28 protein-coding genes and 2 riboswitches are annotated in these 25267 nt (G+C 61.0%); of the genes, 4 read left to right on the forward strand and 24 right to left on the reverse strand.

Going from position 1 to position 25267, the window contains the following annotated elements:
• Positions 1-12: 12 nt before the first annotated feature.
• Positions 13-771 (forward strand): EcsC family protein, encoded by a 759-nt coding sequence (locus MUN84_RS20440; protein ID WP_244695772.1) that lies wholly within the window; start codon positions 13-15, stop codon positions 769-771.
• A gap of 116 nt (positions 772-887) precedes the next feature.
• On the opposite strand, the gene MUN84_RS20445 is transcribed toward MUN84_RS20440, so the two are convergent.
• Positions 888-1319: a DUF4890 domain-containing protein gene (locus MUN84_RS20445; RefSeq protein ID WP_244695773.1), complete on the reverse strand. Its 432-nt coding sequence runs from the start codon at positions 1317-1319 to the stop codon at positions 888-890.
• Positions 1320-1677: 358 nt separating this feature from the next.
• Positions 1678-1770: riboswitch (SAM riboswitch) on the forward strand.
• Positions 1771-2146: 376 nt separating this feature from the next.
• Here MUN84_RS20445 and MUN84_RS24215 point away from each other — a divergent pair.
• Genes MUN84_RS24215 through MUN84_RS24225 form a run of 3 tightly spaced genes read left to right on the forward strand, consistent with a single transcriptional unit; the run spans position 2147 to position 3599 of the window.
• On the forward strand, positions 2147-2581 hold the full coding sequence (locus MUN84_RS24215) for an amino acid permease (RefSeq protein ID WP_317239022.1): 435 nt from the start codon (positions 2147-2149) through the stop codon (positions 2579-2581).
• A complete protein-coding gene (locus tag MUN84_RS24220; RefSeq protein WP_317239233.1) occupies positions 2581-3456 on the forward strand; it encodes an APC family permease in 876 nt (291 codons plus the stop codon). Before MUN84_RS24215 ends, MUN84_RS24220 begins: the two co-directional genes overlap by 1 nt.
• An 11-nt stretch (positions 3457-3467) precedes the next feature.
• Positions 3468-3599 (forward strand): amino acid permease C-terminal domain-containing protein, encoded by a 132-nt coding sequence (locus MUN84_RS24225; RefSeq protein ID WP_317239023.1) that lies wholly within the window; start codon positions 3468-3470, stop codon positions 3597-3599.
• Positions 3600-3678: 79 nt separating this feature from the next.
• On the opposite strand, the gene MUN84_RS23285 is transcribed toward MUN84_RS24225, so the two are convergent.
• From MUN84_RS23285 to MUN84_RS20560, 23 genes are all read right to left on the reverse strand, one after another.
• Positions 3679-3801, reverse strand: coding sequence for a hypothetical protein (locus MUN84_RS23285; protein WP_262920589.1), 123 nt, complete (start codon positions 3799-3801; stop codon positions 3679-3681).
• Positions 3802-3956: 155 nt separating this feature from the next.
• Positions 3957-5183: a TSUP family transporter gene (locus MUN84_RS24230; RefSeq protein WP_317239024.1), complete on the reverse strand. Its 1227-nt coding sequence runs from the start codon at positions 5181-5183 to the stop codon at positions 3957-3959.
• Positions 5184-5358: 175 nt separating this feature from the next.
• Complete coding sequence (locus MUN84_RS20465; RefSeq protein ID WP_244695774.1) at positions 5359-7065, reverse strand: NADPH-dependent assimilatory sulfite reductase hemoprotein subunit; 1707 nt, start codon at positions 7063-7065, stop codon at positions 5359-5361.
• 4 nt (positions 7066-7069) lie between these two features.
• Entirely contained in the window at positions 7070-7843 is a 774-nt protein-coding gene (locus MUN84_RS20470; RefSeq protein WP_244695775.1) for a DUF2490 domain-containing protein, read from the reverse strand.
• A 138-nt stretch (positions 7844-7981) separates the two neighbouring features.
• On the reverse strand, positions 7982-8836 hold the full coding sequence (locus tag MUN84_RS20475; protein WP_244695776.1) for a TonB-dependent receptor: 855 nt from the start codon (positions 8834-8836) through the stop codon (positions 7982-7984).
• Positions 8833-10881 (reverse strand): TonB-dependent receptor, encoded by a 2049-nt coding sequence (locus MUN84_RS20480; protein WP_244695777.1) that lies wholly within the window; start codon positions 10879-10881, stop codon positions 8833-8835. The genes MUN84_RS20475 and MUN84_RS20480 overlap by 4 nt, the downstream gene beginning before the upstream one ends.
• A gap of 438 nt (positions 10882-11319) precedes the next feature.
• Complete coding sequence (locus MUN84_RS20485) at positions 11320-12015, reverse strand: hypothetical protein (RefSeq protein ID WP_317239234.1); 696 nt, start codon at positions 12013-12015, stop codon at positions 11320-11322.
• Positions 11910-12611 (reverse strand): hypothetical protein, encoded by a 702-nt coding sequence (locus MUN84_RS20490; RefSeq protein ID WP_244695778.1) that lies wholly within the window; start codon positions 12609-12611, stop codon positions 11910-11912. The genes MUN84_RS20485 and MUN84_RS20490 overlap by 106 nt, the downstream gene beginning before the upstream one ends.
• Before the next feature lie 5 nt (positions 12612-12616).
• Positions 12617-13171 carry a flavodoxin domain-containing protein gene (locus MUN84_RS20495; RefSeq protein WP_244695779.1) on the reverse strand — a complete coding sequence of 185 codons (555 nt, stop codon included), beginning with the start codon at positions 13169-13171 and terminating at the stop codon, positions 12617-12619.
• A gap of 50 nt (positions 13172-13221) precedes the next feature.
• On the reverse strand, positions 13222-14025 hold the full coding sequence (gene cobA / locus MUN84_RS20500; protein ID WP_244695780.1) for a uroporphyrinogen-III C-methyltransferase: 804 nt from the start codon (positions 14023-14025) through the stop codon (positions 13222-13224).
• Between the two features lie 241 nt (positions 14026-14266).
• A complete protein-coding gene (locus tag MUN84_RS20505; protein ID WP_244695781.1) occupies positions 14267-15553 on the reverse strand; it encodes a sulfate adenylyltransferase subunit 1 in 1287 nt (428 codons plus the stop codon).
• A 137-nt stretch (positions 15554-15690) separates the two neighbouring features.
• The gene (gene cysD / locus MUN84_RS20510) at positions 15691-16614 is read right to left on the reverse strand and encodes a sulfate adenylyltransferase subunit CysD (RefSeq protein WP_262920724.1); all 924 of its coding nucleotides are present in this window, start codon (positions 16612-16614) and stop codon (positions 15691-15693) included.
• Between the two features lie 155 nt (positions 16615-16769).
• Positions 16770-17393 carry a phosphoadenylyl-sulfate reductase gene (locus tag MUN84_RS20515; RefSeq protein ID WP_317239235.1) on the reverse strand — a complete coding sequence of 208 codons (624 nt, stop codon included), beginning with the start codon at positions 17391-17393 and terminating at the stop codon, positions 16770-16772.
• The gene (locus MUN84_RS24235) at positions 17366-17536 is read right to left on the reverse strand and encodes a hypothetical protein (protein ID WP_317239025.1); all 171 of its coding nucleotides are present in this window, start codon (positions 17534-17536) and stop codon (positions 17366-17368) included. Before MUN84_RS24235 ends, MUN84_RS20515 begins: the two co-directional genes overlap by 28 nt.
• Positions 17537-17852: 316 nt before the next feature.
• Positions 17853-17944: riboswitch (SAM riboswitch) on the reverse strand.
• 317 nt (positions 17945-18261) lie between these two features.
• On the reverse strand, positions 18262-19485 hold the full coding sequence (locus MUN84_RS20520) for a lipopolysaccharide biosynthesis protein (RefSeq protein WP_244695783.1): 1224 nt from the start codon (positions 19483-19485) through the stop codon (positions 18262-18264).
• Positions 19467-19739, reverse strand: coding sequence for a hypothetical protein (locus MUN84_RS20525; RefSeq protein WP_244695784.1), 273 nt, complete (start codon positions 19737-19739; stop codon positions 19467-19469). Before MUN84_RS20525 ends, MUN84_RS20520 begins: the two co-directional genes overlap by 19 nt.
• Before the next feature lie 111 nt (positions 19740-19850).
• A complete protein-coding gene (locus tag MUN84_RS20530) occupies positions 19851-20276 on the reverse strand; it encodes a hypothetical protein (protein ID WP_244695785.1) in 426 nt (141 codons plus the stop codon).
• Between the two features lie 118 nt (positions 20277-20394).
• A complete protein-coding gene (locus MUN84_RS20535) occupies positions 20395-21216 on the reverse strand; it encodes a DUF7033 domain-containing protein (RefSeq protein ID WP_244695786.1) in 822 nt (273 codons plus the stop codon).
• A 55-nt stretch (positions 21217-21271) separates the two neighbouring features.
• Positions 21272-22303, reverse strand: a complete 1032-nt coding sequence (locus tag MUN84_RS20540; RefSeq protein ID WP_244695787.1) for a hypothetical protein — start codon at positions 22301-22303, stop codon at positions 21272-21274.
• A complete protein-coding gene (locus tag MUN84_RS20545) occupies positions 22252-22581 on the reverse strand; it encodes a hypothetical protein (RefSeq protein WP_244695788.1) in 330 nt (109 codons plus the stop codon). The genes MUN84_RS20540 and MUN84_RS20545 overlap by 52 nt, the downstream gene beginning before the upstream one ends.
• 64 nt (positions 22582-22645) lie before the next feature.
• Entirely contained in the window at positions 22646-23686 is a 1041-nt protein-coding gene (gene pseI / locus MUN84_RS20550; protein ID WP_244695789.1) for a pseudaminic acid synthase, read from the reverse strand.
• 42 nt (positions 23687-23728) lie between these two features.
• Entirely contained in the window at positions 23729-24766 is a 1038-nt protein-coding gene (locus tag MUN84_RS20555) for a bifunctional UDP-2,4-diacetamido-2,4,6-trideoxy-beta-L-altropyranose hydrolase/GNAT family N-acetyltransferase (protein ID WP_244695790.1), read from the reverse strand.
• Positions 24767-24831: 65 nt separating this feature from the next.
• On the reverse strand, positions 24832-25266 hold the full coding sequence (locus MUN84_RS20560) for a hypothetical protein (protein WP_244695791.1): 435 nt from the start codon (positions 25264-25266) through the stop codon (positions 24832-24834).
• Position 25267: the final 1 nt, after the last annotated feature.

Genomic DNA, 25267 nt, shown 5'->3' on the forward strand with positions numbered 1-25267 from the left:
GCACCTTTTCGTATGGCTGCACTAGAAGAACCGGCGCTTACGGAACTGCGCGCCTGGCAGCGCCGCATGCAGCAGAAGCCTACCTTGCTAGGCCGCCTGACGCGGCGGGCCCAGGCTCGGCTCAATGCCTTGCTACCGGAGAAGGTGCACGCGGCCATTACGACGGCCATTAAGCAAACGGTGCGCGGGGTGCTCTTCGGCTCCACGCACACCACCCGCCGCCCGGAGGCAACAGCCACGCTGGCCGAGCGGGAGGCGGCCGTGCGCAGCACCCTGCGCTACTACCGCAACACGGCTGCCGCCGAGGGCGCCGTGACCGGGGCCGGTGGCTTCCTGCTCGGGCTGGCCGACTTTCCGCTGCTGCTGGGCCTGAAGCTAAAATTTCTGTTCGACGTAGCGGCGCTGTATGGCTACGATGTGCGCGACTATACTGAGCGCCTGTTTTTGCTTCACATCTTTCAACTGGCGTTCAGCAGCCAGCACACTCGCAACGACGTGTACCAGCGCGTGGCCAACTGGGACGCTTACCGCCACACCCTGCCCACCGACGTGCACGAGTTCGACTGGCGCACCTTCCAACAGGAGTACCGCGACTACATCGACTTAGCCAAGATGGCCCAACTGGTGCCCGTCATTGGGGCCGCCGTGGGCGCCGTGGCCAACTACCGCCTGCTAGAGCAGCTCGGTGATACGGCCATGAACTGCTACCGCCTGCGGTGGCTACACGCCGCCAACGAAGCTACCCCCGCTACCCCTGTTCCCGTGACCTGAACAGCTCAATGAATGCTGGCCCCACTCAGCCTAAAGCCAGTACACGCGGATGCTACACCAACAGAAAAGCCCCATCTCCTGCAAGGAAACGGGGCTTTTTTTAGGGAACAACAGGTTTAGCTTTTGGCTTTGCGCTGCTCGTGCTGGCCTTTGTGCTTGGCCTGCTTTTGTGCCTGTAGCTGCGCATACTTAGTGTACTGCTCGGCGCTCAAAATCTGCTTGAGCTGGGCTTCGTACCGATCCTTGCTGGCTTTCATGGCCTGGTGGCGCTGCTGCTTATCGGCGGCCGAGGCCGTTTGGGTGCGCTGGGCCCGCATTTCCTGGAAGCGGGCTAAGTGCAGCTGACGCACCTGCTCGGTTTGGGCCGCCGTGAGGCCGAGCTTCTGGCTTAGGCTCTTGGCTTTTTGCTCGGCGCGCTGCTCGGGCGTTTTGTTGGCTTTGGCGCCCTTGTGGTGCTGGCCGTGGGCCGCTTTTACGGGCGTAGTCTGGGCCGAGGCGGCGGCAACGGAAAAGGAGAAAGCGGCGAAGAGAACGAGGAGCTTTTTCATGGCTATGTTGGATAGGTTAAATTCAGTGAAAGAAGCAGGCCGTGGTCCGGAACAGGCTTTTGTGCTTCTGCTACGTCAGTAGGCAACTCAGATGCCAACTTTGACCAGAAGGGGAGCTTAACAGGTTCTGAAAAAATTTAAATTTTTAGGTTAAACCTTGCCCAAGAAAATACATCGTTGCGTATAAGGTGCTTGCGGTCAAGTAGTTAGTAGGTAAGAGAGATAGTTGTTTTATCTATTGCCTGGGTCCTGAGCCAGGCCGGTAGGTAGGGTAAACCGGGCGTTGAGCTTCTCGTTTGCAGGACCCGCATTCCGGTTCTACCTTTGCCCCATCAATTCTTTCTAGCCCAAAGGATTGTTTTTATACAGAGGCGCTGAGAGACAGGCTCACTGACGCGTCGGCAACCATCCGCAACTGCTGGAACGGTGCCAATTCCTGACCATATAAAAACAACAAGCCGTGGACTTTTGCCCCTGCCGTCGTGCCCGTTTCGTAGTTTTTACTGCTCGCTTCCGCGCGTCTGCCCGAGAGCAGCGGTGGTGTGGCAGCGGGTGTTGTTGCTGCTGAAGTTAAGTCGCCTACCCGCGTAACCGGCATGGCTACTTGGCCTAAACAGGTAGTAGTGAGGTTGCCCGTGGTTTTTCTCTGGGGGTGTGGCTTCGGTCTAAGAGCCGCTTAATTGTTGGCTTGCATTTTTTGCGCACCGCCACAGCCTAGTTTAATAACCAAGCGGACTTAGTGCGCAATGCCTTCCGTCGGCACCTGGAGTAGTCCTACAACCGAACTCTTTTTTACCAGCCAACCAGGAAGTTGGCGCTTGCTTTTTATGCTCAAAAAATCATTGGAACTGCTACGGCAGGAGGCGGCCGAAACCGGCGCCCACACCCTAAAACGAAGTCTGGGCGGCTTCAGCCTGATTGCCATTGGCATTGGGGTAATTATCGGCGCGGGCCTGTTTTCGCTGACCGGCATTGCTGCCGCCAACAATGCCGGTCCGGCCGTGACGCTCTCGTTTGTGGTAGCCGCCGTGGGGTGCGCCTTCTCAGCCCTGTGCTACGCTGAGTTTGCCGCCATGGTGCCCGTGGCTGGCTCGGCCTACACCTACGCCTACGCTACCATGGGCGAGCTGTTTGCCTGGATTATCGGGTGGGACTTGATTCTGGAATACTCTGTGGGGGCGGCGGCCGTGTCCATTAGCTGGTCGCAGTATCTGCTGAAGTTTCTAAGCAAGTACAACATTCACCTGCCCCGCAGCTGGTGATGTCGCCGTTCGAGACGGCCAAGTTGGCCAACGGCACCGAAGTACATGGTCTGGTAAATATTCCGGCCATGCTTATTGTGTTGATTATCACACTGATTGTAGTGCGCGGCACCAAAGGCTCAGCGTGGTTTAACGCCATTGTGGTTACGCTAAAAGTGTCGGTGGTGCTCGTGTTTATTGCCTTAGGGTGGCAGTACATCGACCCCGCCAACTATCAGCCCTACATTCCGCAGAATACGGGGGAGTTCGGGGAGTTTGGTTGGAGTGGGATTCTGCGCGGGGCGGGCGTGGTGTTCTTCGTATTCATCGGCTTTGACATTGTGGCCACCATGGCCCAGGAAACCAAGAATCCGCAGAAAAACATGCCCATCGGCATCATCGGCTCCCTACTGATTTGTACGGTGCTGTTTGTGCTATTTGGACACGTACTCACGGGCCTGGCTAACTACACCGAGTTCAAAAACAGTGCCGCCCCTGTAGCCATTGCCATCGAGAAAACGCCCTACGCCTGGCTTTCGTCGGCCGTTATTCTGGCCATCATCATCGGCTACACCTCCGTAATTCTGGTGGATTTGCTGGGCCAGACTCGCGTGTTTTTTGCCATGGCCAAGGATGGGCTGCTGCCGCCGGTGTTTGCGCGCGTGCACGAGCGGTTCGGCACGCCCTTACAATCGGGGCTGCTGCTGGGCTTGTTTATTGCCCTATTCGCTGGATTCGTGCCCATTGCGGTAGTTGGCGAAATGACGTCTATCGGCACTTTGCTGGCCTTCGTGATGGTGTGCATCGGCGTGCTTATCATGCGCAAGAAAGAACCCAATGCCCCCGCGGCTTCCGCACGCCGCTGGTGCCGCTGGTGCCCATCTTGGGCATCCTAACCTGCTTGGTAATGATGGTGTCCCTGCCCTGGGAAACCTGGTTGCGCCTGGCCGTGTGGCTGGCCATCGGGCTGGCTATCTACTTTGGCTACGGCAAGCGGCACAGCAAGCTAGGGCAAGAAGCGCGGCGGCAAGTTGCGTAGATACGGCTCTCAACCACATAAAAAAGCCTCACCGGTTTATCGGTGAGGCTTTTTTATGTGGTTTCATACACACCGGGTACTACATAAACACCTTCCGCAGGGCCCACACACTCCACACAATCACCATCAGGCCCACGCCCACGAACATCCAGCGGACCGGAATGCGGCCGGCCAGGCGGGCGGCTAGGGGAGAAGCTGCCACGCCGCCCACAATTAGGCCCAAAATAATCTGCCAATGTGAGATACCTAGGGTAGCGAAAAACGTGACGGCGCTGGCAAACGTGACGAAAAACTCCGTGACGCTGACCGAGCCGATAACGTACTGTGGGGTGCGGCCGCCGGCAATGAGTGTGCTGGTTACCAGCGGCCCCAGCCACCGCCGCCAAACGAATCCAGGAAGCCGCCGGCCGCGGCCAGCAACCCTAGCTTCTTGTGCTTCTGGCGCGGGCCGGGCTGGGAAAAGGCCTTGGAGATGATGCGCACACCTAGCAGCAGCAGGTACACCGCCAGCAACGGCTTGACGTAGGCCGCATAGGTTTCCCCGAATTTCGAGAGCAGGTAGGCACCGGTAATGGCTCCTAGCACGCCCGGAATCAAGAGCACTTTGAACAGGCGCTTGTTCACGTTGCCGAAGCGGTAGTGGTGGTAGCCCGAGGCCCCGCTGGCAAACATTTCGGCCGTATGAATGCTGGCACTCACCGCCGCCGGGGAAATATTCAGGCTCATCAGACTGATGGCCGTGACAACCCCGTACCCCATGCCCAGCAGCCCGTCAATCAGCTGGGCGCCGAACCCAATGACCACGAACAGCCAGAACGTGTTCGAGTGGGTAGCGGCGCCCCACACCTGCTGCCAAGTGAAGTAGTAGGAGAGAATGTTGAACACCAGCATGGCCGCAAACGCCAGCAGCGCCGTGGTAGCAATGCGCCGCCAGCGCGCCGCCGCCGGCGACTCGTAGGCTGGCCCACCCGTCAGCTCGGCCGTAACGGCGTTCAGGGACTTCACTTTGTGGGCGAAGTCGCCGCCAACCTTGTCCCGGATGATGGACATGCGCTGGAGCACGTCGTGCAGCTCATCGGGAAGGGCTTGGGTGAGCATTTCGCGCAGACGCTTGGCAATGGTCGGCGACTTACCGTTGGTGCTGATGGCAATTTTCAGGTCGCCTTTCTGCACGATGGAGCCCAGGTAGAAGTCGCAGGCCACGGGTGTATCGGCCACGTTGCAAAGCAGGCGCTGGCGGGTAGCATCGGCCTTGATACTGAGGTTCAGGGCTTTGTCGTTGGTAGCTACAATCACCAAGTCGTGGCCGACAAGGTCAGTGGTGTGGTAGGGCTGCTCCCGCAACTGCACCAGCGGGTGGCGGGCGGCCAGGGCTTTTAGCTCCGGCGAAAACCAGGTAGCCACCACCGTTACCGCGGCCGCCGGACTGTTCGAGAGCAAGGCCGCGAGTTTTTCATGCCCGACGTAGCCCCCGCCCACCAGTAGTACGTGCAGCTGCTCGAGCTTCAGAAAGACGGGAAACAGCCGGTTGCTCGTGTGCGGCGGCGGTTCCGGCTGGGGAAGAAGTTCGTTAGAAAGAGGCATTGGTTGGTGTTGGTTGGAGAGGAGGCAGGGGGCAGTATGGAATAAGTCGAACGTCATTCCGCGCTTGTCGAGGAATCTCGCGTGCTGACGTCGCCAAACTAATCTGATTACTAGTGAGCAAGATGCCTCGGCAAGCGCGGAATGACGTTCAGGTGGTCACCTGACGAGCAGGTTCCTACTCATGAAAATTCAGGCCGCTGGTGGTGGCCTGCACGTAGCCCCGCCGGATCATGAAGTCACCGAAGTGCTCCTGGGGCTGGCGGTTCTGGGCGTAATCGGCGAAAAGCGGGGTGAGTTCGGCCACAATGCCGTCCTCGTCCAACATTTCCTTGTAGAGCTTGTTCATCCGCTCCCCGTTGAAAGCGGCGCCGAGGTAGAGGTTGTAGCGCCCCACCGCGCGGCCCACCAACCCGATTTCCCCCAGGTAGGGCCGGGCGCAGCCGTTGGGGCAGCCCGTCATCCGAATCAGAATGTCGTCGTGGGTGAGGTTGTGAGAAGCCAGGATAGGCTCCAATCTATCAATAAGTTGCGGAATGTAGCGTTCCGCTTCGGCAAAAGCCAAAGAGCACGTGTTCAGGGCCACGCAGGCCAGCGCGCCGCGCCGCAGGCCCGAGGACGTGGCCACGGCCACGCCATGCTGAGCCAGAATGGTTTCAATGGTCAGGCGGTCTTCGGGCGCCACGTTGGCCAGCACTAGGTTCTGGTTGCCGGTCAGGCGGAAGTCGCCGCGGTGGAAGGCGGCAATTTCGCGCAGGGCGGTTTTGAGCTGGTGGCCGGGCCGGTCGGCTACGCGGCCGCCTTCCACGAACAGGGTCAGGTGGTGGGCACCATCGGGGCTCTGGCTCCAGCCGAAGGCGTCGCCGGAGCTTTTGAACTGGTAGGCGCGCACTGGTTCCAAGGCAAAGCCCAGGCGCTGATCGAGCTCGGTCTTGAACACGTCGAGGCCCACACGGTCCAGGGTGTATTTGAGGCGGCTGAACTTGCGGTTTTCGCGGTTGCCCCAGTCGCGCTGAATGGTGACTATCTTCTCGCACACGTCTACTACCTTATCAGCAGGCACAAACCCGATGAGGCTGGCCAGGCGGGGGTAGGTTTCGGGCATGCCGAAGGTCATGCCCATGCCGCCGCCCACGGCCACGTTAAAGCCTACGAGCTGACCTTTTTCCTCGATGGCAATCAGGCCCAGGTCGTTAGCGAAGATGTCGGTGTCGTTTTGGGGCGGAATGGCCAGGGCAATTTTGAACTTGCGAGGCAGGTAGGTTCGGCCGTAAATCGGCTCGGCGTCTTCTTCACCCTCATTCGGCACGCTGCTGAACTTGGATTCGCCATTCAGCCACAGCTCCCAGTAAGCTGAGGTGCGCGGGGTAAGGTGAGTGCTAATCTGCTTCGACACCTCGTACACTGCCGCGTGCACCTGGCTTTCGTGCGGGTTGGGGTTACACATCACGTTGCGGTTCACGTCGCCGCAGCCGGCAATGCTGTCTAGCAAGGCATCATTGAAGCCCTGGATGGTTTTCTTGAGGTTGCGCTTGAGTACGCCGTGCAGCTGGAAGGCCTGGCGGGTAGTGAGCTTGAGCGTGCCGTTGCCGTAGTGGTCGGCCAGCTCGTCCATGCGCGTCCACTGGGCTGGGGTCGCAATGCCACCCGGCACCCGCACCCGAATCATGAGCGAGTACAGGGGCTCCAGCTTCTGGCGTTTTCGCTCCGAGTCCAGGTCCCGGTCGGTTTGCTGGTAGGAGCCGTGGAATTTGATGAGGTGGGTATCGTCGGGGTAGAGGGCGCCAGTAATGGGGTTCACCAGGCTTTCGGCCAGGGTGCCGCGTAGGTAGTTGCTGGCCTGCTTGACGTGCTCGACTTCGGAAAGTTTGGGAGTATCAGCCATGAGGTTACGGGGCAGAAGTTGGGGTAGTCGGTGCCGGCGGCGGGGTAGGCCGCAGGTCGAAGTTGTGGAAGTAAAACACCCGAATGGTGTGCTGATTGCGGTAGGTGCTACCAGCGGGCAGCTGCTGAAACAGGTGCATGTAGCCCCCGTGCAGCTGGGCGTGCGGGTTCAGTTGGTACACCAGGCCGGCAAACAGCCGGTTCTGGTCGAAGTAATTGAGGCGAATCTCCTGGCCGAAATTCATCATCACTTCGTTGTTGAGCAGAAACTGCAGCCCGCCGGGCGTAAAGCCCTTGTTGGTGAGGGGCAGAAACAGCGCCGCGTTGTAGCGGGCGCGGTAGTTGAAGTTGAAATCATCGGTGCGCTCATTATTCTGAATGGTGCGCCGGAACCGCTCATCCAGCCGTACCCACTGCATCAGGCGGGCCTGCGGAAACTTGGTAAACCACTGCACCTGCTGCCAGGGCCGGTGCTCCGCCTGGCTGATGGTGCGGGTGCCTTCGGGAAAGTGGTGCACGTAGGCGTAGCCGGCCGTCAGGCGCACATCATCGGTGAGGTAGTAGGTCAGGCCCACCCGCGTCAGGCCCTGGGCGAGGTCACGCACGTAGTGGTCGTGCAGGCGCAGTTGCAGGTCGGTCCAGGTGCCCCAGCGCGGCGAAAAGCGGGTCTGGTTGAACACACCGACCCAGGTTTGCTGCTCGCGCACGTACTGCTTCTGAGCTCGTAGGGGCGAGGTCAGCAGCAGGAGGAAGCACAGGAGAGGTAGGAGGTGTTTCATAGCTAGTTATAGTCGCCTCACCCCAACCCCTCTCCGGAAAAGGAGAGGGGCTCTAGTCTTAGCTTTCTAAAAGTTTTTAGAGCTAGTTCCTCCTCCCTGCGGGAGAGGGGGCAACGGGGAGAGGCTGGAGTGAGGGGGCTACCGCAGCACGGTGTTATCAAAGGTGAGGGCCACGTAGTACAGCCCACCGATGGTAGGGCCGGCGGCGTACTGGAAGTAGCGGTTATTGAAGAGGTTGGCGCCGCCCACTTTGATAGTGGATTTCAGGCTGGGCAGGCGCACGTTCACTTGGGCGTCCACGGTTTGGTAGGCGGGCACCCGGCCGTTGGCCAGGGGGCTTTCCCAAGTGAACGTGCTCTGGCGGCGCCACACCACGTTGAAGCCCACATTGCGCACGATTTCGCGGTTGCCGAAGTTCACGTTCGTTACCCAGTGCGGGGTGTTGAAGCCGGTCACGAAGATGTCGGCGTCCTCGTTGTCAGACAGGGCGTTGTAGTTAACGTTGCCGCCCACCGTGAACTTCTGGTAGAAGTTGTAGGTCAGGCCCAGGGTGGAGCCGTAGCTGTGGTAGTTGTTGCGGGCGTTGGTGTACACGCGGTACCGGTCCTGGCGGGCGGCGCGGTTGGTGGCCAAAGCGGCCAGTACGGCGTCATCGGAACCTACCGTCACCTGCTGACCACTGGTATTTTTGGGCACGCTTACTTCCACTTGGCCCAGGAAACCGGAGTAGATGTTGTAATACGCATCGGCGTCGATGGACAAGCGGTTGTCCAGCAGCACACTACGGTAGCCCACCTCGTAGGCGTTAATCTGCTCGGGCTGCTCGGTGGGTAGGTTACCGACTTGCAGCAGACTCCGGATTTCGGGGCGCAGGGCCGCCTGCGAAGCCGTGGTGCCGGAGTTGGCCGCCACGTAGGCATTCACGGCGGCGTTGAAGGTAGAAATTGAGGTGAGCGTGTAGGAGTTGTCGAGGTAGTTGAGGCCTTCATTCACGCGGGCAAGGCCCCCACCCGGCGCACGTTGCCATTGTTCACGAAAGACAACGCCTCAAACAGCGAGGGGAAGCGCCAGCCGTTCTGGTAGGACGCCCGGAAGTTGTGCCGGGCTGCTAGCGTGTACACGGCCGCCAGGCGCGGGTTCAGCTTGGGGTCGAACTCGGGGTTGTAATCGAGGCGGAGGGAGGCGGTGAGCTTCAGGCGGTCCTGGAGCAACAGCTTGGTAGCTTGCCCGAAGCCGCCCACTTTCTTGTAATACTGGTTGCTGCCGCCGGGCTGGGTGCGCTCCGAGAGGGGGCGGCTGAAATCCACGAAGTTGTTACCGTCGGGGATGACCTCGTACAGGCGGGCGTCGGCGCCCACCACCACATCCAGGAACTTCACCCGCTCGCCCAGGTTCCAGAGCACATCGGTGTGGTAGGTACGGCTGCGCTGGGTAAGGGCGGCCCCGCCGGGAATGGGCGCGCCGGGCACGTTCACGCCGCTGTCCCAGTTGTTGGTGCTGGTAATCTGATTCTTAAGGGCATTGAAATCCGGCGTGCCGGGCACGGCGCGGCCGGCATCGGCCACGGTGCGGGCTTGGCGCATGGCCGCGGCCAGGGGTGCGCCGGCGCCCAGCTGGCTCTGCAATTCCGTGCGGAACTTGGCGCCCCAGGCCGCGTTGGAGCCGTTTTGCAGGTCCAGATTCAGGGCCAGCGGGTTGAGGTTGTAGGAGTCGCCGGTGTTTTCTACCAGCATATAGGCGCGGGCCGTGAAATCCTGGCCGCGCAGCTCCAGCTTGTGGTTTTGCACCGTCACGCCATCCAGCTGAATCTTGTTGCCGCGCTGAAATACGCCATCCATGAGCCCAAACCGGTAGCCGTAGCTCAGCTCCATTTTGTCGGTGAGCTTGTAGTGCAGACTGGCATCGGCCTTGATATTGCGCACGATGGGATTCACCAAATCCCGCTCGTAGTAGCCGGTGCGGCGGATATTAAAGGTTTCGTTGCGGCCCTGGTAGGGGATGGTGATGCTCACGTTGCCCGCGTTATCGTCGCCGTAGCGGTTCCAAAGGTCGGCGGCCGGGTTGTTGGCCCCGCTCAGCTCCGGGAAGCGCGGATTGGCGGAGGACAGGTTCTGGGGGTTTTGGTCGTTCTGGGTGTTAGAAAGCCAATCGGTGCCGCGCAAATAGCTCAGATTCACTTTGTAGGCCCAGCGCTGCGCGCCGCCCAAGGCCTGGGCCCAGCGCACGGCCGTTTCCGTGAGCACGCTCGGGTCCCGGTCTTTGCCATCCACGTGGTTGACGCCTACCTTCTGGTACACGCTCAGGCCCTGGTAGGCGAAGGGGCTTTTGGTGCTGAGGTTGGCCATGCCGTTGATGGCGTTCATGCCGTACAATGCCGAGGCCGCGCCGGGCGTGATTTCCACGCTGGCAATATCCAGCTCCGTGGGCCCGATGGCGTTGCCCAGGGGCACGCCGAGGGTAGCCGCCTGCATATCCACCCCATCCACCAGCTGCATAAAGCGGAAGTTGTTGGGGATGTTAAAGCCGCGGGTGTTGGGCACCTTGAAGGTCAGCGAGGAGGTAGTCATCTGCACGCCCTTCACGTTTTCCAGCGCGTCATAAAAGCTCGGCGCGGGCGTTTCCTTGATGGCCCGAATATCCAGCTTCTCAATGGCCACCGGCGAGGTCAGCCGGCTCTCCTCCACCCGCGACGCCGACACGACCACCTCGTTCATAGCCACTGCCTTCGACTCCAGCTGCATGGCAATGGGCTGGCTGCCGCTGGCAATTTCCAGCTCCCGGGCCTCATAACCCAGAATGTTGAACACCAGCGTAAACGGGAACCGCAGCTTGGCCTTAAGCGCAAACTGCCCGTCGCCGTCGCTGAGCGTGCCGGCCGAGCCGCCCTTCACGCTGATGCTCACGCCCGGCAGCGGCTGCTGGGTACCTTTCTCCCGAACGGTCCCGCTAATGGAAATCAAAGCCTCCTGGGCGTGAAGGGAGGTAGTACTGGCGAGGAATACGGCCGGTAGCAGGAGGGAAGCGTATACGTGCTTCATCACTAATCTGATAAGATTCTGGAAGGAAGAAGGGTAGGGCTGACCTTAGCGCGCTTGGCAGCTAGGAAATTTGCAATGCCACAGCTAGGTCAAACAGAGGAACTGCTCGCATCAGGCCAGGCGGCAGCAATTACCGGCTACAACAACATCGTCTTGGCAGAAGGCGCATCATCGGAGTAGTGAGGAAGAGGAATGTTAGCTGATAAGAGGTGTTGTCAGGCCGTCATACTGAGCATGTGGCGCATCAAGCCAGGGTGCGTAGCCAAAGTCGAAGCATCTCTACCGCTTTGTTGTGCTGCTGGGTGGACCCCACCCCAACCCCTCCCGGTGGGGAGGGGCTTAGGTTACTGTGGCAATGTCAGCTAACGACCGTGAACAAAATCGTTGTAATGCTAACCTAAGCCCCTCCCCACCGGGGAGGGGTTGGGGTGGGGTTTGCTAATACACGTCCTCTAGGTAGCGGCGGGACTTGCGGAGTTGCTTGAGGTAGTCGGCGGCGTAGGCTTCGTCCTGGCCGCTTTCCTGACTGATGGCGGTGAGTAGGGCACGTTGCACGTCGGCGGCCATGCGGTTTTTGTCGCCGCAGACGTAGAAGCTGGCGCCGTTTTCTAGTTCATGATAGAGGCGGCGGCTCTGCTCCAGTAGGCGGTGCTGGATGTAGACTTTTGCTTCCTGGTCGCGGGAGAAGGCTACGTCGAGGCGGCTGAGCGTGCCGCGCTTGAGGTGCTGCTGCCACTCGGTTTGGTAGAGGAAGTCGGTGGTGAAGTGGGGGTTGCCGAACACCAACCAGTTCTGGCCCGAAGCCCCCGTTTCGGCCCGCTCCTCCACAAACGCCCGGAACGGCGCAATGCCGGTGCCCGCACCCACCATGATAATGTTGGTGCTGGGGTCCTGGGGTAGCTTGAAGTACTCGTTGCGGTCCACCCACACCCGGGCCGTGTCGCCGATAAGCAGGTGGTCGGCTTGGAAACTGGAGCAGGCGCCGTGCTTGTGGCGGCCGTTGCTCTGGTAGCGCACGGCGCCCACGGTCAGGTGTACCTCCTCGGGGTGAGCCAGCAGAGAAGAAGCAATAGAGTACGCCCGGGCCGGCAGGGGCCGCAGCACCGCCGCCAGCTGCTGCCCCGACAGCTCCACCGGAAACTCCTGAAGCAAATCGGCCACATCGCGGCCGTAGAGGTAGGCGGGCAGCTGGGCTTTGTCGGCCAGAATTTCACGCAGCTTAGGATAGTGCGGGCCAGGGCTGCGTAGCGTTCCAGCACGTCGCGGGTCACGACGGAAAGTTCGAGGCGCTCCGTCAGGACGGTGGTCAGGTCCAGTTCAGAGCTTTCCAGGCGCACGGGGGCGGTAGCGTCCAGGCGGGCGGCATCCAGCACCTCCTGCACCAAGCCGGGGCGGTTGTGGGGCTGCACCATTAGGGCGTCACCGGCCTCATACGCAATGCCCGAGCCCACCAGGGAAAACTCCAGGTGGTAGGTTTCCTTGGTAGAGCCGCGGCCATTGAGCTGAATCTTTTCCAGCAACTCAGCCTCGAAGGGGTTGCGACTGGTGTACTCTACTGGCTCCTCCAATTCCACTTCCGCGCCGCCTACCAGAGCCTGAAGGGCAACGGGCTTTACCTGCGCATTGGCCGTTACTGGAACTACTACCTCCGGCGCCGGTTTGGCAAGTAGGCCCAGCACCTGCTCGGCCCAGCGGCGGGCTTCGGCTTCGAATTCTACGTCGCAGTCCACCCGCTCTAGGAGGCGTTTGGCGCCCAGCTCGGCCAGGCGCTGATCGAACTCAAAACCCGTCTGGCAGAACTGCAGGTAGCTTTTATCCCGAGGGCCAGCACCGCGAAGTGCAGCTCCGGCAGCTTGGGGGCGCGGTTGCTGAGCAAGAACTGGTGCAGTTCCTCGGCGGCAATGGGTGGGTCGCCTTCCCCCTGAGTGCTGACCACCACCAGCAGTTGCTGCTCGGTTTTGAGGTCCTTGGTGGGGTAGTCGTTCATGTCGCGCACCGAGGCCACCAAGCCGCGCTGCCGGGCCGCTTCGGCCACAATACCAGCCGCTTTCTTGCTGTTGCCGGTCTGGGAGCCGTAGAGAATGGTGAGGCTGGGAGCCGCCGGCGTCGCTGCTGTAACGGGCGCGGCGGCCGTAGCTGGGGCGCTGACGGCGGCATCCGTATCGGCGCCCACCCGACCGTAGAGGTAGCCGCTCAGCCAGAGCAGTTGGCGGTCCGTAAGACCCGCCGTCAGCTGCTGCAGCGTGGCTTCATCAAAGCCGATGGGTAGGGTAATGGAAGAGGAAGACATGACGAGAGGAATTCTGGCGGTGAAAAGCGCGAGGCTGAACAGAAAGTCAATCAGGCGACCTTGGCGTAGGAGGCGGGGATAGTAACCGCAAAAGCGGCGGGCGGTAGCGTGGCCGCCAGGCTGGCGGCAGTGGCAAGGCGAGTCACCTCACCAATGATGATAATGGCCGGGGCGCCAATACCCGCTGCCGCGGCCAGGGCCGGCAGCTCCGCCACCGGGCCCGTTACCAGCTGAGCGTGGGGTAGGGTTCCGTTCTGCACGATGGCCGCCGGCGTATCAGCCTGCCCATGCCGGCTGAACACATCTACAATGTTTTCCAGCTCGCCCAAGCCCATGAGTAGCACGGTAGTAGCCCGGGAACGGGCCGCCTCCGTCACGCTGCCCGATAACTCGCCGGTGGCCGTGGTGGCTGTAATTACCCGGAATCCTTCGCTCAGGCCCCGATGCGTCACCGGAATGCCCACGCTGCCCGCCGCCGCCACGGCGCTGCTGATACCGGGCACGTAGTCGGTGGCCAGCCCGTGCGCCTCGGCGTACAGCATTTCCTCCCGCCCCCGCCCAAACACGAACGGGTCGCCGCCTTTTAGCCGCACCACGTGCCCGTAGCGGTGGGCGTACTCCACAATCAGGGCGTTGATTTCGTCCTGCGAGTGGCTGCGCATGCCCCGGCGCTTGCCCACCGGCACCGCCACGGCCTCGGGGCGGGCGTGCTGGAGCAGGGCGTGATTGGCCAGGGCATCGTAGAGAATGACGTCGGCTTCGGCCAGCACCCGCGCACCCTTGAGCGTGAGTAGCTCCGGGTCGCCAGGGCCGGCCCCGAGAACCGTAAGACGAGGTAGTTTGGTGAGGGGCATGGGGGTAGGAGAATGGTTGTCAGCAGAGTAGCTTGCTTGGGCCGCCTGGGCTCCGCCAAGAAGAAAGGCCCGAACGATATAGAGACGCGACACTTCGCGTCTTGTCGTTGCTGACGTTGTGTATACTATGCGGTTCCTGGTCGTTCTGACGCCGAGACGCGAAGTGTCGCGTCTCTACATCGTTCGGGCCTCAACAAGCGAGATGCTTCCTGCGTCAGCCTGACGTTCGGCTGGCGTCACCTTAGATCGAAAAAGCTACCGGCGGGCCGATAGGTAGGGTGAAGTACTCCGAGTTAGCCGCTTCCACTAGGCCGGCGGCAACGGTATCGCCGGTAAGTTCATCGACTAGGATGAAGGAGCCGGAGGCGCGGTTTTCGAGGTAGGTATCCACGGCCAAAGGCAGGGCCGTTTTCAGCCGCACCCGCACGATGTCGTTGAGTTGGGCAGAGTCGGCGGCGTTGCGGGCGAAGGTGTGCACGTTCACCTTGTAGAGGATGGCCGGAATGGCCGCCTTCACCAGGGCCGAGTGGTGCTGCACCAGCAACTTGCGGCCGGGCCACAGGGGCTGCTCGCTCATCCAGCACAGGGTGGCTTCCAGCTCGCGGGTGAGGGTAGGGGCCTCGGCCAGCGGCACGATGGAGTCGCCGCGGCTCACGTCCACGTCGTCGCGCAGGCGGAGGACCACGGCCTGCGGCGCGGAGGCTGTTTCTACTTCCTGCTGACTTACTTCAATGGCTTCAATTTCCGACTCCAGGCCCGAAGGCAGCACCTTTACCCGGTCGCCGCGGCGGTACTGGCCGCTCTGGATCTGGCCGGCGTAGCCGCGGTAGTCGGGCAGCTCGGCGGTCTGGGGGCGGATGACGTACTGCACCTGGAACCGGGCCGGAGCGGCCGTTTCCGAAGCGCCGGGCACGTTTTCCAGGTGTTCCAGCAGGCTCGGGCCCGCGTACCAGGGTAGGTGCACCGAGCGCTTCACCACGTTGTCGCCGTTGAGGGCGCTGAGCGGAATAGCCGTGGCCGCGGGCAGGTTGAAGTGGTTGGTCAGCTCGGCGTAGTCGGTGGCAATTCGGGCGAAAACGGCTTCGTCGTAGCCCACTAAATCCATCTTATTCACTGCCAGCACAAAGTGCCGAATGCCGAGCAGGGCGGCAATAAGCGTGTGGCGGCGGGTTTGCTCAATGACACCCTGGCGGGCATCCACCAGCACAATGGCCAGGTCGGCGTTGCTGGCGCCGGTTACCATGTTGCGGGTGTACTGCACGTGGCCCGGCGCATCGGTGATGATGAACTTGCGGCGCGGGGTAGTGAAATATTTGTAGGCCACATCAATGGTGATGCCCTGCTCGCGCTCGGCCCGCAAACCATCCGTCAGCAAAGCCAAATCCACGGTGCCGTTGGATGCCTGGCGCTTTTCCAGCGCCGCCAGCACGTCCAGCGACACGGATTCGGAATCGTAGAGCAAGCGGCCAATCAGCGTGCTTTTGCCATCGTCCACGCTACCGCAAGTGATAAATCGGAGAAGGTCCATGAGGTGAAATAGTGAGATGGTGAAATGGTGAGTTGTCGTTCTAGTGGGTTGGTGATAAGAGTTTTGCTTGTTCGTTAGCGCCAGTCGCGCCGTCCGCACATCAAGCTCACCATTTCACCATCTCACTAGTTCACCACCTAGAAATACCCGTTGCGTTTGCGGTCTTCCATGCCGGCTTCGGAGATGTTGTCGTCGAGGCGGGTGGCGCCCCGCTCGCTCACTTTGGCTAGCAGCAGGTCCTGGATGATGTCTTCCACGGTGCTGGCGTCGCTTTCCACGGCGGCGGTGCAGGTAGAGTCGCCCACGGTGCGGAAGCGCACCTGCCGAGTCACGATTTCGTCGTCCTCATCAAGGCGCAGGTGCTCGGAAAGGCCCAGCAATTGGCCGGTGGGGAGTACCACGCAGCGGCGCTCGTGGCCGAAGTAGATGTCGGGCAGGGCAATGTTTTCGCGCTGGATGTAGCGCCACACGTCCAGCTCCGTCCAGTTCGAAATTGGGAATACGCGCACATTTTCGCCTTTTTGAATACGGCCGTTGTACACATTCCAGAGCTCGGGGCGCTGGCGCTTGGGGTCCCACTGGCCAAACTCGTCGCGGACGGAGAAGATGCGTTCCTTGGCGCGGGCCTTCTCCTCGTCGCGGCGAGCCCCGCCAATGCAGGCGTCAAACTCAAACTCCTCGATTACCTCCAGCAGCGTGTAGGTCTGCAGCGGGTTACGGCTGGGGTACTTGCCACCCGGCTCGCGCAGGCGCTGCCGCTTGATGGTGTCTTCTACCTGGCGCACAATGAGCTTTTCACCCAATTGCTCGGCCAGCTGGTCGCGGTACTGCAGCACTTCCGGGAAGTTGTGGCCGGTATCTACGTGCACCAGTGGGAAGGGGAAGCGGCCGGGCCGAAAGGCTTTTTCGGCCAAACGAGTCAGCACGATGGAGTCTTTGCCACCCGAGAACAGCAGGGCTGGGCGCTCAAATTGGCCGGCTACTTCCCGCAGGATGTGGATGGCTTCGGCTTCGAGCCGGTCGAGGTAATCAAAAGAGGAAGTACTCATGTAGTTCTGGATGTCAGTTCTTAGCGCCGAAAGGTGTCGTGTGACCCCACCCCAACCCCTCCCCGGTGGGGAGGGGCTTAGGTTACTTTGGTTTGGCAACGCTACCAGTCAAAGTCGTTGTGGTACTAGCATAAGCCCCTCCCCACCGAGGAGGGGTTGGGGTGGGGTCACACGGGCTCTACCACCGGGTCGGGGCCGTTGTGGTGGGCGGTGGCGTGCAGGCCACACTCTTTAGCGGAGAGGTCTTCCCACCACCAGCGGCCAGCGCGGAAGTCCTCGCCCGGCCGGATGGCGCGGGTGCACGGGGCGCATCCAATGCTCACGAAGCCCTGTTGGTGCAGCGTATTCACCGGCACGTTGTGTTCCTTGGTGAAGGCCACGGCTTGGTCCCAGGTCCAGTCGAACAAGGGGTGAATCTTCACCAGGTTGTGGGCCGCGTCCCATTCCACCGGGTCCATGGTTTGGCGGTTCTGCGACTGCTCGGCGCGGATGCCCGTAACCCAGGCGGCTTTGCCAGCCAGGGCCCGATTCAGGGGTTCCACCTTGCGGATAAAGCAGCATTCCTTGCGGTTATCCACGCTTTCGTAGAAGCTGTTCGGGCCTTTCGCCAGCATGAGCTGCTCCACACTTTCCCGCTGGGGGTAGTACACCGCAATGGGCTGGCCGTACTTCAGCAAGGTCTTATTCCAGGTAGCGTAAGTTTCCTGAAAATTGCGACCCGTGTCGAGGGTGAACACCTGAATGGGCAACTCGTGGGCGAAAATCAGGTGGCTGATGAGTTGGTCTTCCAGACCGAAGGAGGTCGAGAAAACGGCTTGCTCGGGAAGTACTCCGCCACGAGGCGCAGCCGCTCCAAGGCCGAAGCCTGGATTAGCCGGGGGCGCAGGTCGTCCAGCAACGCGTGGACGGCCGGCGCAGCAGTTGCTGCGGACATATCAGAAGAAAGGAAGGGAAACCGACGTCGTAGGCGCGGATTTCAGCCAAACAAAGGCCCTGGCACAAGGTAGCGGCGCCGCTACGGGCAGCAACTAGCTAGAAAACAGCCGGGCGAAAAAGTGGGCGTGCGCCGAAACCTGACTACACGAAAGAGCCGTGTCAGCCGCGTAACGGGGCGCACAAACCAGAAGAAAGGAGGTTGGAAGCGCTTAGCAACAACACGGCATGCCCATCATGGCACAACACCCATGCTGTAGAGCAGAGGCGGTGGCGGATGCGGCGGCGGAGTTGGACAAGCGGTTCACGGCTAGTTGTTTTTATATGGTCAGGAGTTGGCACCGTTTCGGATGGTCCGCTGGTTGCCGGCGTTTCGTCGAGCCTGTCTCTCCGCGCCTCTGTATAAAAACAATCCTTTGTGGGTAAAGAATTGGTAGGGCAAAAGTAGTGGTCAGAATTTTACACTACCAAATTTTATTTTTTCTGCAGTAGCGTTTCCCCAGCCCGGACGGGTCACTACAGCGAGAGTGGTAGGACTAGACGGGAGGGCGTGCCTAGCGGAAATATTGAAAATTGCTGGGGTTGTTTGCTAGCTGTATTAACTGCACCTTTTTTAGCTGAAACCAGCCGTTGAGATAAGCCAGGCACAGAAAGCTACAACTCTGCAGTTGCCGTTTAAGCGTAGTTTAATTTTAAGAATTATATGCGGATTGTACAATTTTAATTTTATGAAAAACGCGCCCGAAGCTTTTCTAAAAATAAAGTGGCTTCGGGGGAAGATTTAGTAGCCAAAATCAGGGCAGCGTAGACCACGGTTAGCACGGTGGAGCGCAACAGCATAGTGAGTAGTGGCGAAGCCAGCGTGGGCATGAGCCAGCCAGCTACCCCGGCAACGGCCGCAATGCCCAGAATCAACGGGATGCGCCACGTAAACGGCTGCATGCGGTAGCTGTGCCACACAAACCAGGTACGGGCCACATTGATGCTTACCTGAGCCACACAGGCAGCTACCGCAGCCCCCACCATGCCTAGGCGCGGAATCAGTAATCCGTTGAGCAGAATAGTAAGCACGGCCAGCGACACGTTGAAAATCAGATCGTAGCGGTAGCGGGGAGAGGTTACCACCATCAAGCCGTTGACGCCCGTGATGCCGTCGAAGAGTTTGCTACCCAGTAATAGCAGTACCACCACCGTGCCTTCGGCGTAGCGGGCATTGCGCATCAGGGAGTAGATAAAGTCCAGGTTCAGGCTGATACCCAGAAACAAAAAACAGCCTAACAGCGTGTTGAGGCGGGTAGCGCGGCGGTAGAAATCGGCCATGCGGGGCAGATCCTGCTGCTTCCAATAGTCGGCCAACAGGGGAAAGGCTATCTTGTTGAGCGAGCGAGCCGGAATAGCCAGGGCCGTGCTGATGTTGCTGGCCACCACGTAAATGCCCGCCGCCGCCACGCTCACCTGCGCGCCTACCATCAAGGTATCAATGTACAGGATAATACTGCCCGACAGGCTTCCGAGCAGGGTAAAGGCGCCCATGCCCAGCATCTCGCGCAGGGGCCGTACCGCGAGTACCTGCCGCGTAGGTCGCCAGTGCAGCTCCCCAATGGCCGCCACGTAACCCGTTAGCAGCAGGGCCAGGGCGCTGTTCACGCCCACAAACCACAACACATAACCCGTAAACGAGAGGTAGCCCAAGCCAAACAGAAAGGCGCCCGCCACAATCAGAACCCGCAGCAGAATATCCTGCACGAAGGAGGAAAAGGCCGTGTGATACAGCGCTTTCAAATAGGCGTCCTGCACCGAGTAGAGCATGGTGAAGAAGGCCAGCACGGCGCCCCAGGCGTAGTAGGGCGCGAGCAGGGGCGCATCGCGGCCGTACCAGGGCAGGAGCAGGGGCTCTCCCAGGAAATACAGGGCCGTGACTACGGCAAATCCTAGCAAGGGCACGCCCACAAGTAGCGGCAGAAACCCCGGTGGCCCGATTCCGGGTGGCGGAAGTAGGGAAAAAACCGGATGCCCACGCTGGCAAAGCCAAAGGCCGCAATCTGGGCGTATAGCGTGGCCACCGAGGCTAGCGTGGCCGTCACGCCCAACTGCTGGGGCTCCAGAAAATTAGGCAGCACCAGGGCCGTGCTTACAAAGCCTAGCGCCAGCCCGATGTAGGAAATAATGGTGTTGCGCAGCCCCTGCCGCTGAACGATACCCAAGTGGTGAACTAGTGAGGTGGTAAGGTGGTAAGATGGTAAACTAGTGAGAAGGTGAGGTTGACGTTCTATTCGCACAAGTGACGCCATCTGAACATCAACCTCACCTTTTCACTAGTGCACCATCTCACAGACATCCTGGCCATTAACGAAGGCCACGTTGCGGCTGCGAAGGTACTCCATGATTTCGGCGAACTGTCGGGGGCCCGTGGTTTCGTTGGCCGGGTCAAAGTTCTCGTTGTGCCAAAGCACCGTGCATACGCCACCAAACCGCTCAATTTCCTGCAGCATCGGCGTCAGGGCTGGCAGAATTTCCTCCGGGGTTAGCTGCAGGTAGCGCGGATGGTGGAGGGTAGCGTCCATCACGTTGAGCGGAATTTCCAGGAAGCGGCAGGCTTCGCCACTGGCGAAGTTGAAGGGGTAGAACGGCAGGCAATATGAATTTCGAAAGCCGTAGTGCTCGGCAAAGCCTAGGGTCGAGTCGTAGTTGTAGCGCAGAGTATCAAGGATTACAGGTGTAATCCGTGGTTCCCAGCCCAAATAATGAAACCGGATACCGTCGGCTTTTATCCCTTGCCGTACGTGCTGCAATAAATGTTCTTCCTCTTTCCGGAGCCCACCTCGTATTGTACGACCTATGCTGCCGTGCAGCCCAATTTCAGAATTGCCAATGGCTGCTGCTGCCTGGGGCCATACCTTCAGCAACTTGTAATCGGAGTTGGGTGTGCCGTCGGTGCCAGGACGATGTTCGGGCAGGAAGAAGAACGTGCTTTTGGCCCGTAGCTGGCCACCGTTTCCTGCACCTGTTGAAGGTTGTCCCAGGCGTCGGGGTAGTGAAATGTCGCCACAGCTGGCGCCCGAAACTTAAGAGCTGGCCTTGGCGCAGAGCAGCTTTGGCGGGCGCTTTCCAGGCGCTCTGCAGGTTGTCAATGTCGTGGGTGATGAAGGCGGCCCAAGTGGCGCCGTTGGGCCAGCAGCGGGGCCGTAGGGGTTTACCTGAAACGTGCTCCACGGCTGTTTTCAGCACGTCGAAATAGTAGTTTACCACCGGCATGGTCACGAAGCCAAAACGGTGCTGCACGCTGGCGGCGTAGGGGAAACGGCCGTGCTGGTCCCGTTCCTCCGAAAAAAACTCCTGCCAGCCGCTGAGCAGGTAGAAAGCTCCCGAAAGGATGTCGGCGTGAATAAGCGCGTGGCCGTCAGAAAGCAGCTCCAGAAGTGGTTTCTGCGGCTCAGAATCAAAGAAAACGGGAATTCGCTGACCCTGCCACTCCCGCCAAGTAGGCTCCGAGGGGTAGGGCTGTTGCTGCTCGAAAAAGCTCCCGGCGGCTTCCGCTATTTCAATGTGCGGCTGCGTGTCAGCGTAACCGATAGAAACTAGCGGCACGGCTTCATATGCCAGTTGAAAATGCCGAAGCACGTAGGCAATGCGGGTTTCTGCGGCAACGGGAGCCACTGCGGGAAGCGGGGGAGGCAGCATAGCTGCAAAGTAAGCCAGATGGCGCAACTCTATTCTTTCTCCTCTAGCCGCCGCGTTACGTGGTGACAGTTGGGGTAGGGGCCGCTTTGCCCAGCCACTCGGAAAGCAACCGTGCGGCCCGCTGCTGGCTATGACCTTCGTCGGGCGTGCCGAGGGTAGCGTTGTAGTAGGCCGCCCGGTGGTACAAATCAGCGGGTTTGTGCTGCTGGTAGCGGCGTAACGCGGCCGACAGTTCAGGTAGGGTGTGGGCGCGCTCCACGAGGCCGTGGGCGACATAGCCGTAATAATCCTCGGCCACGCCGTGGGTGCCAAAGCGGAAGTAGATACTGGCCAAGTTGAGCAGGGTAGCCTCCAGGTGAGTACTCGTGTCGGCGGCAATTAGAGCGTCGTGTTCGGCCAGAAACTCGAATACGGTTTGCTGGCGGGCATCGGAAAAATGGAGCTGCGGATACTGACGGCGCAGAAAGGAAAAGTCGCGCGTGTCGCCGGGGTGGGGGCGCAAGGTGAAGATGAGACCCGAAAATTCGCGCAGCAGGTGGTCAACCGCCGCCGCTACTGCTTCCGCGTCATCGAGGGTGTTGATGGCTATAGCTACCCGCTGCACGGTGGGGTTCTGGTTTTTACGCGCCAGAAACGCATCAGCCTTGGGCATGCCCACTAGTTCGGTGCGCCCATAAACCGGACCGCACTGCCGGTATTTATCCAACGCATCCTGGCCTTCCAATAGGCTAAAATCAAAACCCAACGGCGGGAAGTTGGTGCTCACGCTGGCATGCTGCACGTAGGCCGTGGGCACGCCGCAAGCGCGGGCCGCCAGCAGTAGGGCCCGGGCGTCGTCGTTGTGGTCGTTGGCAAAGACGATGGCGCGGGGGCGGTAATGGCGCAGGGCCCGCACGTACACCTCGTAGTACCCAATGGCGTTGAAAATCAGGTCGAAAAAGCGCCACGCCCGCGGGCCTTCCGTGCGCTTCAACCCGTAGTACACCCCCGGAAATTGACCGTAATACAGCAGTTTCCGCCGCAACGATAAGCGGTTTACTGCCTTGTTGTAGCGTCCAATCTGCTTGCTCTGACCCGCCACCAGCACGCTCCCGGCAAGGCCTCCCGCAGGAAATGCAGCGAGTCATAGTTGTTCTGGCTGACCACGTACAGCCACACGGCGCCGCGCAATTGCTCCGGGTTGCGCACCGGCCGAAACAGGTTGCCTACCAGCCGCAGGCCGGCGTACCCCAGCACCTTCGCCAGGCGCTTCCAGGGGCTGGCTGGGGAAATAGTCGCTAGCATATGCGGCGGCAGGGACGCAAACAGGTCGGTGAAACGCAGTTGCAAAATGTCGCGCAGGCGGGCAGTGGCAGAATCGGGCATGATGCACAAAAATAGCGCGCCACCCGGGAGCAGCGCGCCATCAGAAAGCTTGCGTTATGGAATATTACAGGGCATCCCAGGTGAGCGGGGTGCCGGCGCTCAGGTTTTGACGGGCCGGCTTGCCCAAGAGCTGATCGTAGTAGCGCGGAGGCAACCCGTCGCCGGGCCGCACCACCCGCAGGTTGTCCTTGGTGAACACCTCACCGCTGGCAATATCCTGGGCTACATACAAGGAGCGTTTGTAGAGGCGGCTTTTCTCCTCGGCCCGCTGCACGCCGTACTGCACCTGGCCCAGGGCCTGCCAAGCGCGTTCCGTTTCGGTAACTAATTGGGCCACTTCTTCCGGCTCCAGGGAAAAAGCGGAGTCTACACCGCCATCGGCGCGGCGCAGGGTCACGTGCTTTTCCACCACGCACGCGCCCAGGGCCACGGCGGCCACGGCCGCGCCTACCCCCATGGTGTGGTCGGAGAGGCCCACCAGCGCATCGGGGAAAAGCTGCTGGAAGTGGGGCAAGGTGCGCAGGTTGGTGTTCTGGGGCGTGGCGGGGTAGGTGCTTGTGCACTTCAGCAGCACTAGCTCGCGGCAACCAGCCTCGCGCAGCACCTGTACGGCCTCCGCTACCTCGGCCAGCTGACTAGCTCCGGTGCTCATAATCACGGGTTTGCTCGTGGCTGCTACCCGGCGGAGCAACGGCCAGTCGGTATTCTCGAAGGAGGCAATTTTATATGCCGGCACGTCCAGGGTTTCCAGAAAATCCACGGCAGTTTCGTCGAAGGGCGAGCTGAAAGCCAGCATCCCGTGCTGCCGGGCCCTGTCAAACAGAGGCTTGTGCCACTCCCAGGGCGTGTGGGCTTCTTGGTAGAGCTCGTGCAGCTCCCGGCCGTACCACAGGGAGTTAGGGTCGTCGATGCGGTAGGTGCCGGGCAGCGTCATGGTATCGGCGGTATAGGTCTGGAGCTTGATGGCGTGGGCACCGGCCGCGGCCATGGCGTCTACAATAGCAAGGCCGCGGTTCAGGTCCTGGTTGTGGTTGCCGCTGAGTTCGGCAATAATAAGCGGCGGCTGATCGGGGCCAATGAGACGGGAGCCAAGGGAAATCTGCATGCGTAAAAATACAAGGTGCGGATGGATTCGTCGCCGCCGCTGCTAGGCCGCACCAACCCCGTACCAGACGTAGGTAAGCGAGGCATCATCGGCTGGGGCTGGCCGCCGGTAAAACCCGGCCCGTTCAAATGCGTGCACCGAGGCGACATTGGCCGGTTGGACGTGGCCTACCACGTGGCGCACTGCCGGAAACTGCGCCAGCAGGCGGCGAGTGCCCGCCAGCAGCAGCAGCGGCGCCAAGCCTCGGCCCCGGAAACCAGCATCCAGCAAATAGCTTAGCGTAGCCTCTTGCTCGCCCTCCGTAACCGCAAACCGAATCAGACCAGCCGGCCGCCCCGTAGCCGCATCCTGGGCCAGTAGCAACAGGGCGTTGGGGTCCTGCAACCGAGCGTTCAGCCACTGCTCATGGTCGGGCCGGGCAACGGGAGTGGGGTTGAATGAAAACTGCCGGACCGTCGGCTCGTTGGTCCAGGTTAGCAGCTGCTCAGAATCGGCGGCCGTAACGAGGCGCAGGTGAAAGGGGGCCGTCGGCAAGGGCAGGGCCCGAAACTCCTGGCGCAGCCGGGCGGGAGCCAAGCCATCGAAAACCCGCTGTTGCTGCTGGCGCAGGCGGCTGGTCAGGCGCTCAGCCTCCGGCGAGGTCAGCACGTTGGCGGCTGAGGTGTAGGGTAGGGCCAGGCCGGCACTGCGCAGGTAGAAGTCAATATCCCGCTGATTATCAACCGTGGCCAGCACAAATAGCAGCCCGCCCCCGGCCGCGGCGTACTCGTAGCTGACGGTGCTAGCCGAACACACGGCCGCGCCGCATTGCCGCATCAGGGCCGCCAGCTCCGGGCCCGACAAGTTGCGGTGCAGTTGGAGCCGGGGTTGGTCCTCGGCCCAGGCACTCAGGCCGGTCCAGCCCAGGTAGGCCCCGCCCACCACCGCGTGCACCAGCCGCACCGAAGGCAGGGCCAGCAGCTCCGCGGTTATGCGCTGGGTTTGGTGGGTTGGATCGGCTCCGCCCAAGCACACCAGCACGGTATCGGGCAGGGCAGCGCCCGACGTAGGGCTTGGGCTAGCCCGAAACGCTTCCCGCAAGGGAGCAAATGCCGGCCCACTGAGCAGGCGGCCGCCCGGCTGGCGCAGCTCGTACTGCTGCAGCGTCAGGCCCCGGCCGGGTTCAGAATCAGGTCAGCTGCTAACGGAAAGGCGTGCAGGTCATCCAGATACACCAGGCGGGCGACGGCACCGCGCACCGTGTTCTGGTAGTCGTAGCGGAAATCGTAGCCATCCAGCACCAGTACATCAGTCGGGCGCAGTTCCTGGCGCACCAGCCAGGCGGCTTCTTCGGGCAGGGGCTGGCCGGGAAGCTCCCGCACCTGCAGCCCAGCCGCCCGCAACTGCTCAGCCAGGGCTGGGCCGGGCTCCCGAATCAGAAAAATCTGCTCCGCGAAAACCGGCCGCAGAATTTCCGCCAGGGCTAGCAGCCGCATCACATGCCCCAGCCCGATGCGGGAATTCCCATCGGCGCGCAGAATCAGGCGGGCAGGCGGCGCGGCACGGCGGGTAGCAGAATGGGTAGGGGCTGAAGTTTCCATG

It is taken from the genome of Hymenobacter sp. 5516J-16 (assembly GCF_022919335.1).
GTDB lineage: Bacteria > Bacteroidota > Bacteroidia > Cytophagales > Hymenobacteraceae > Hymenobacter > Hymenobacter sublimis.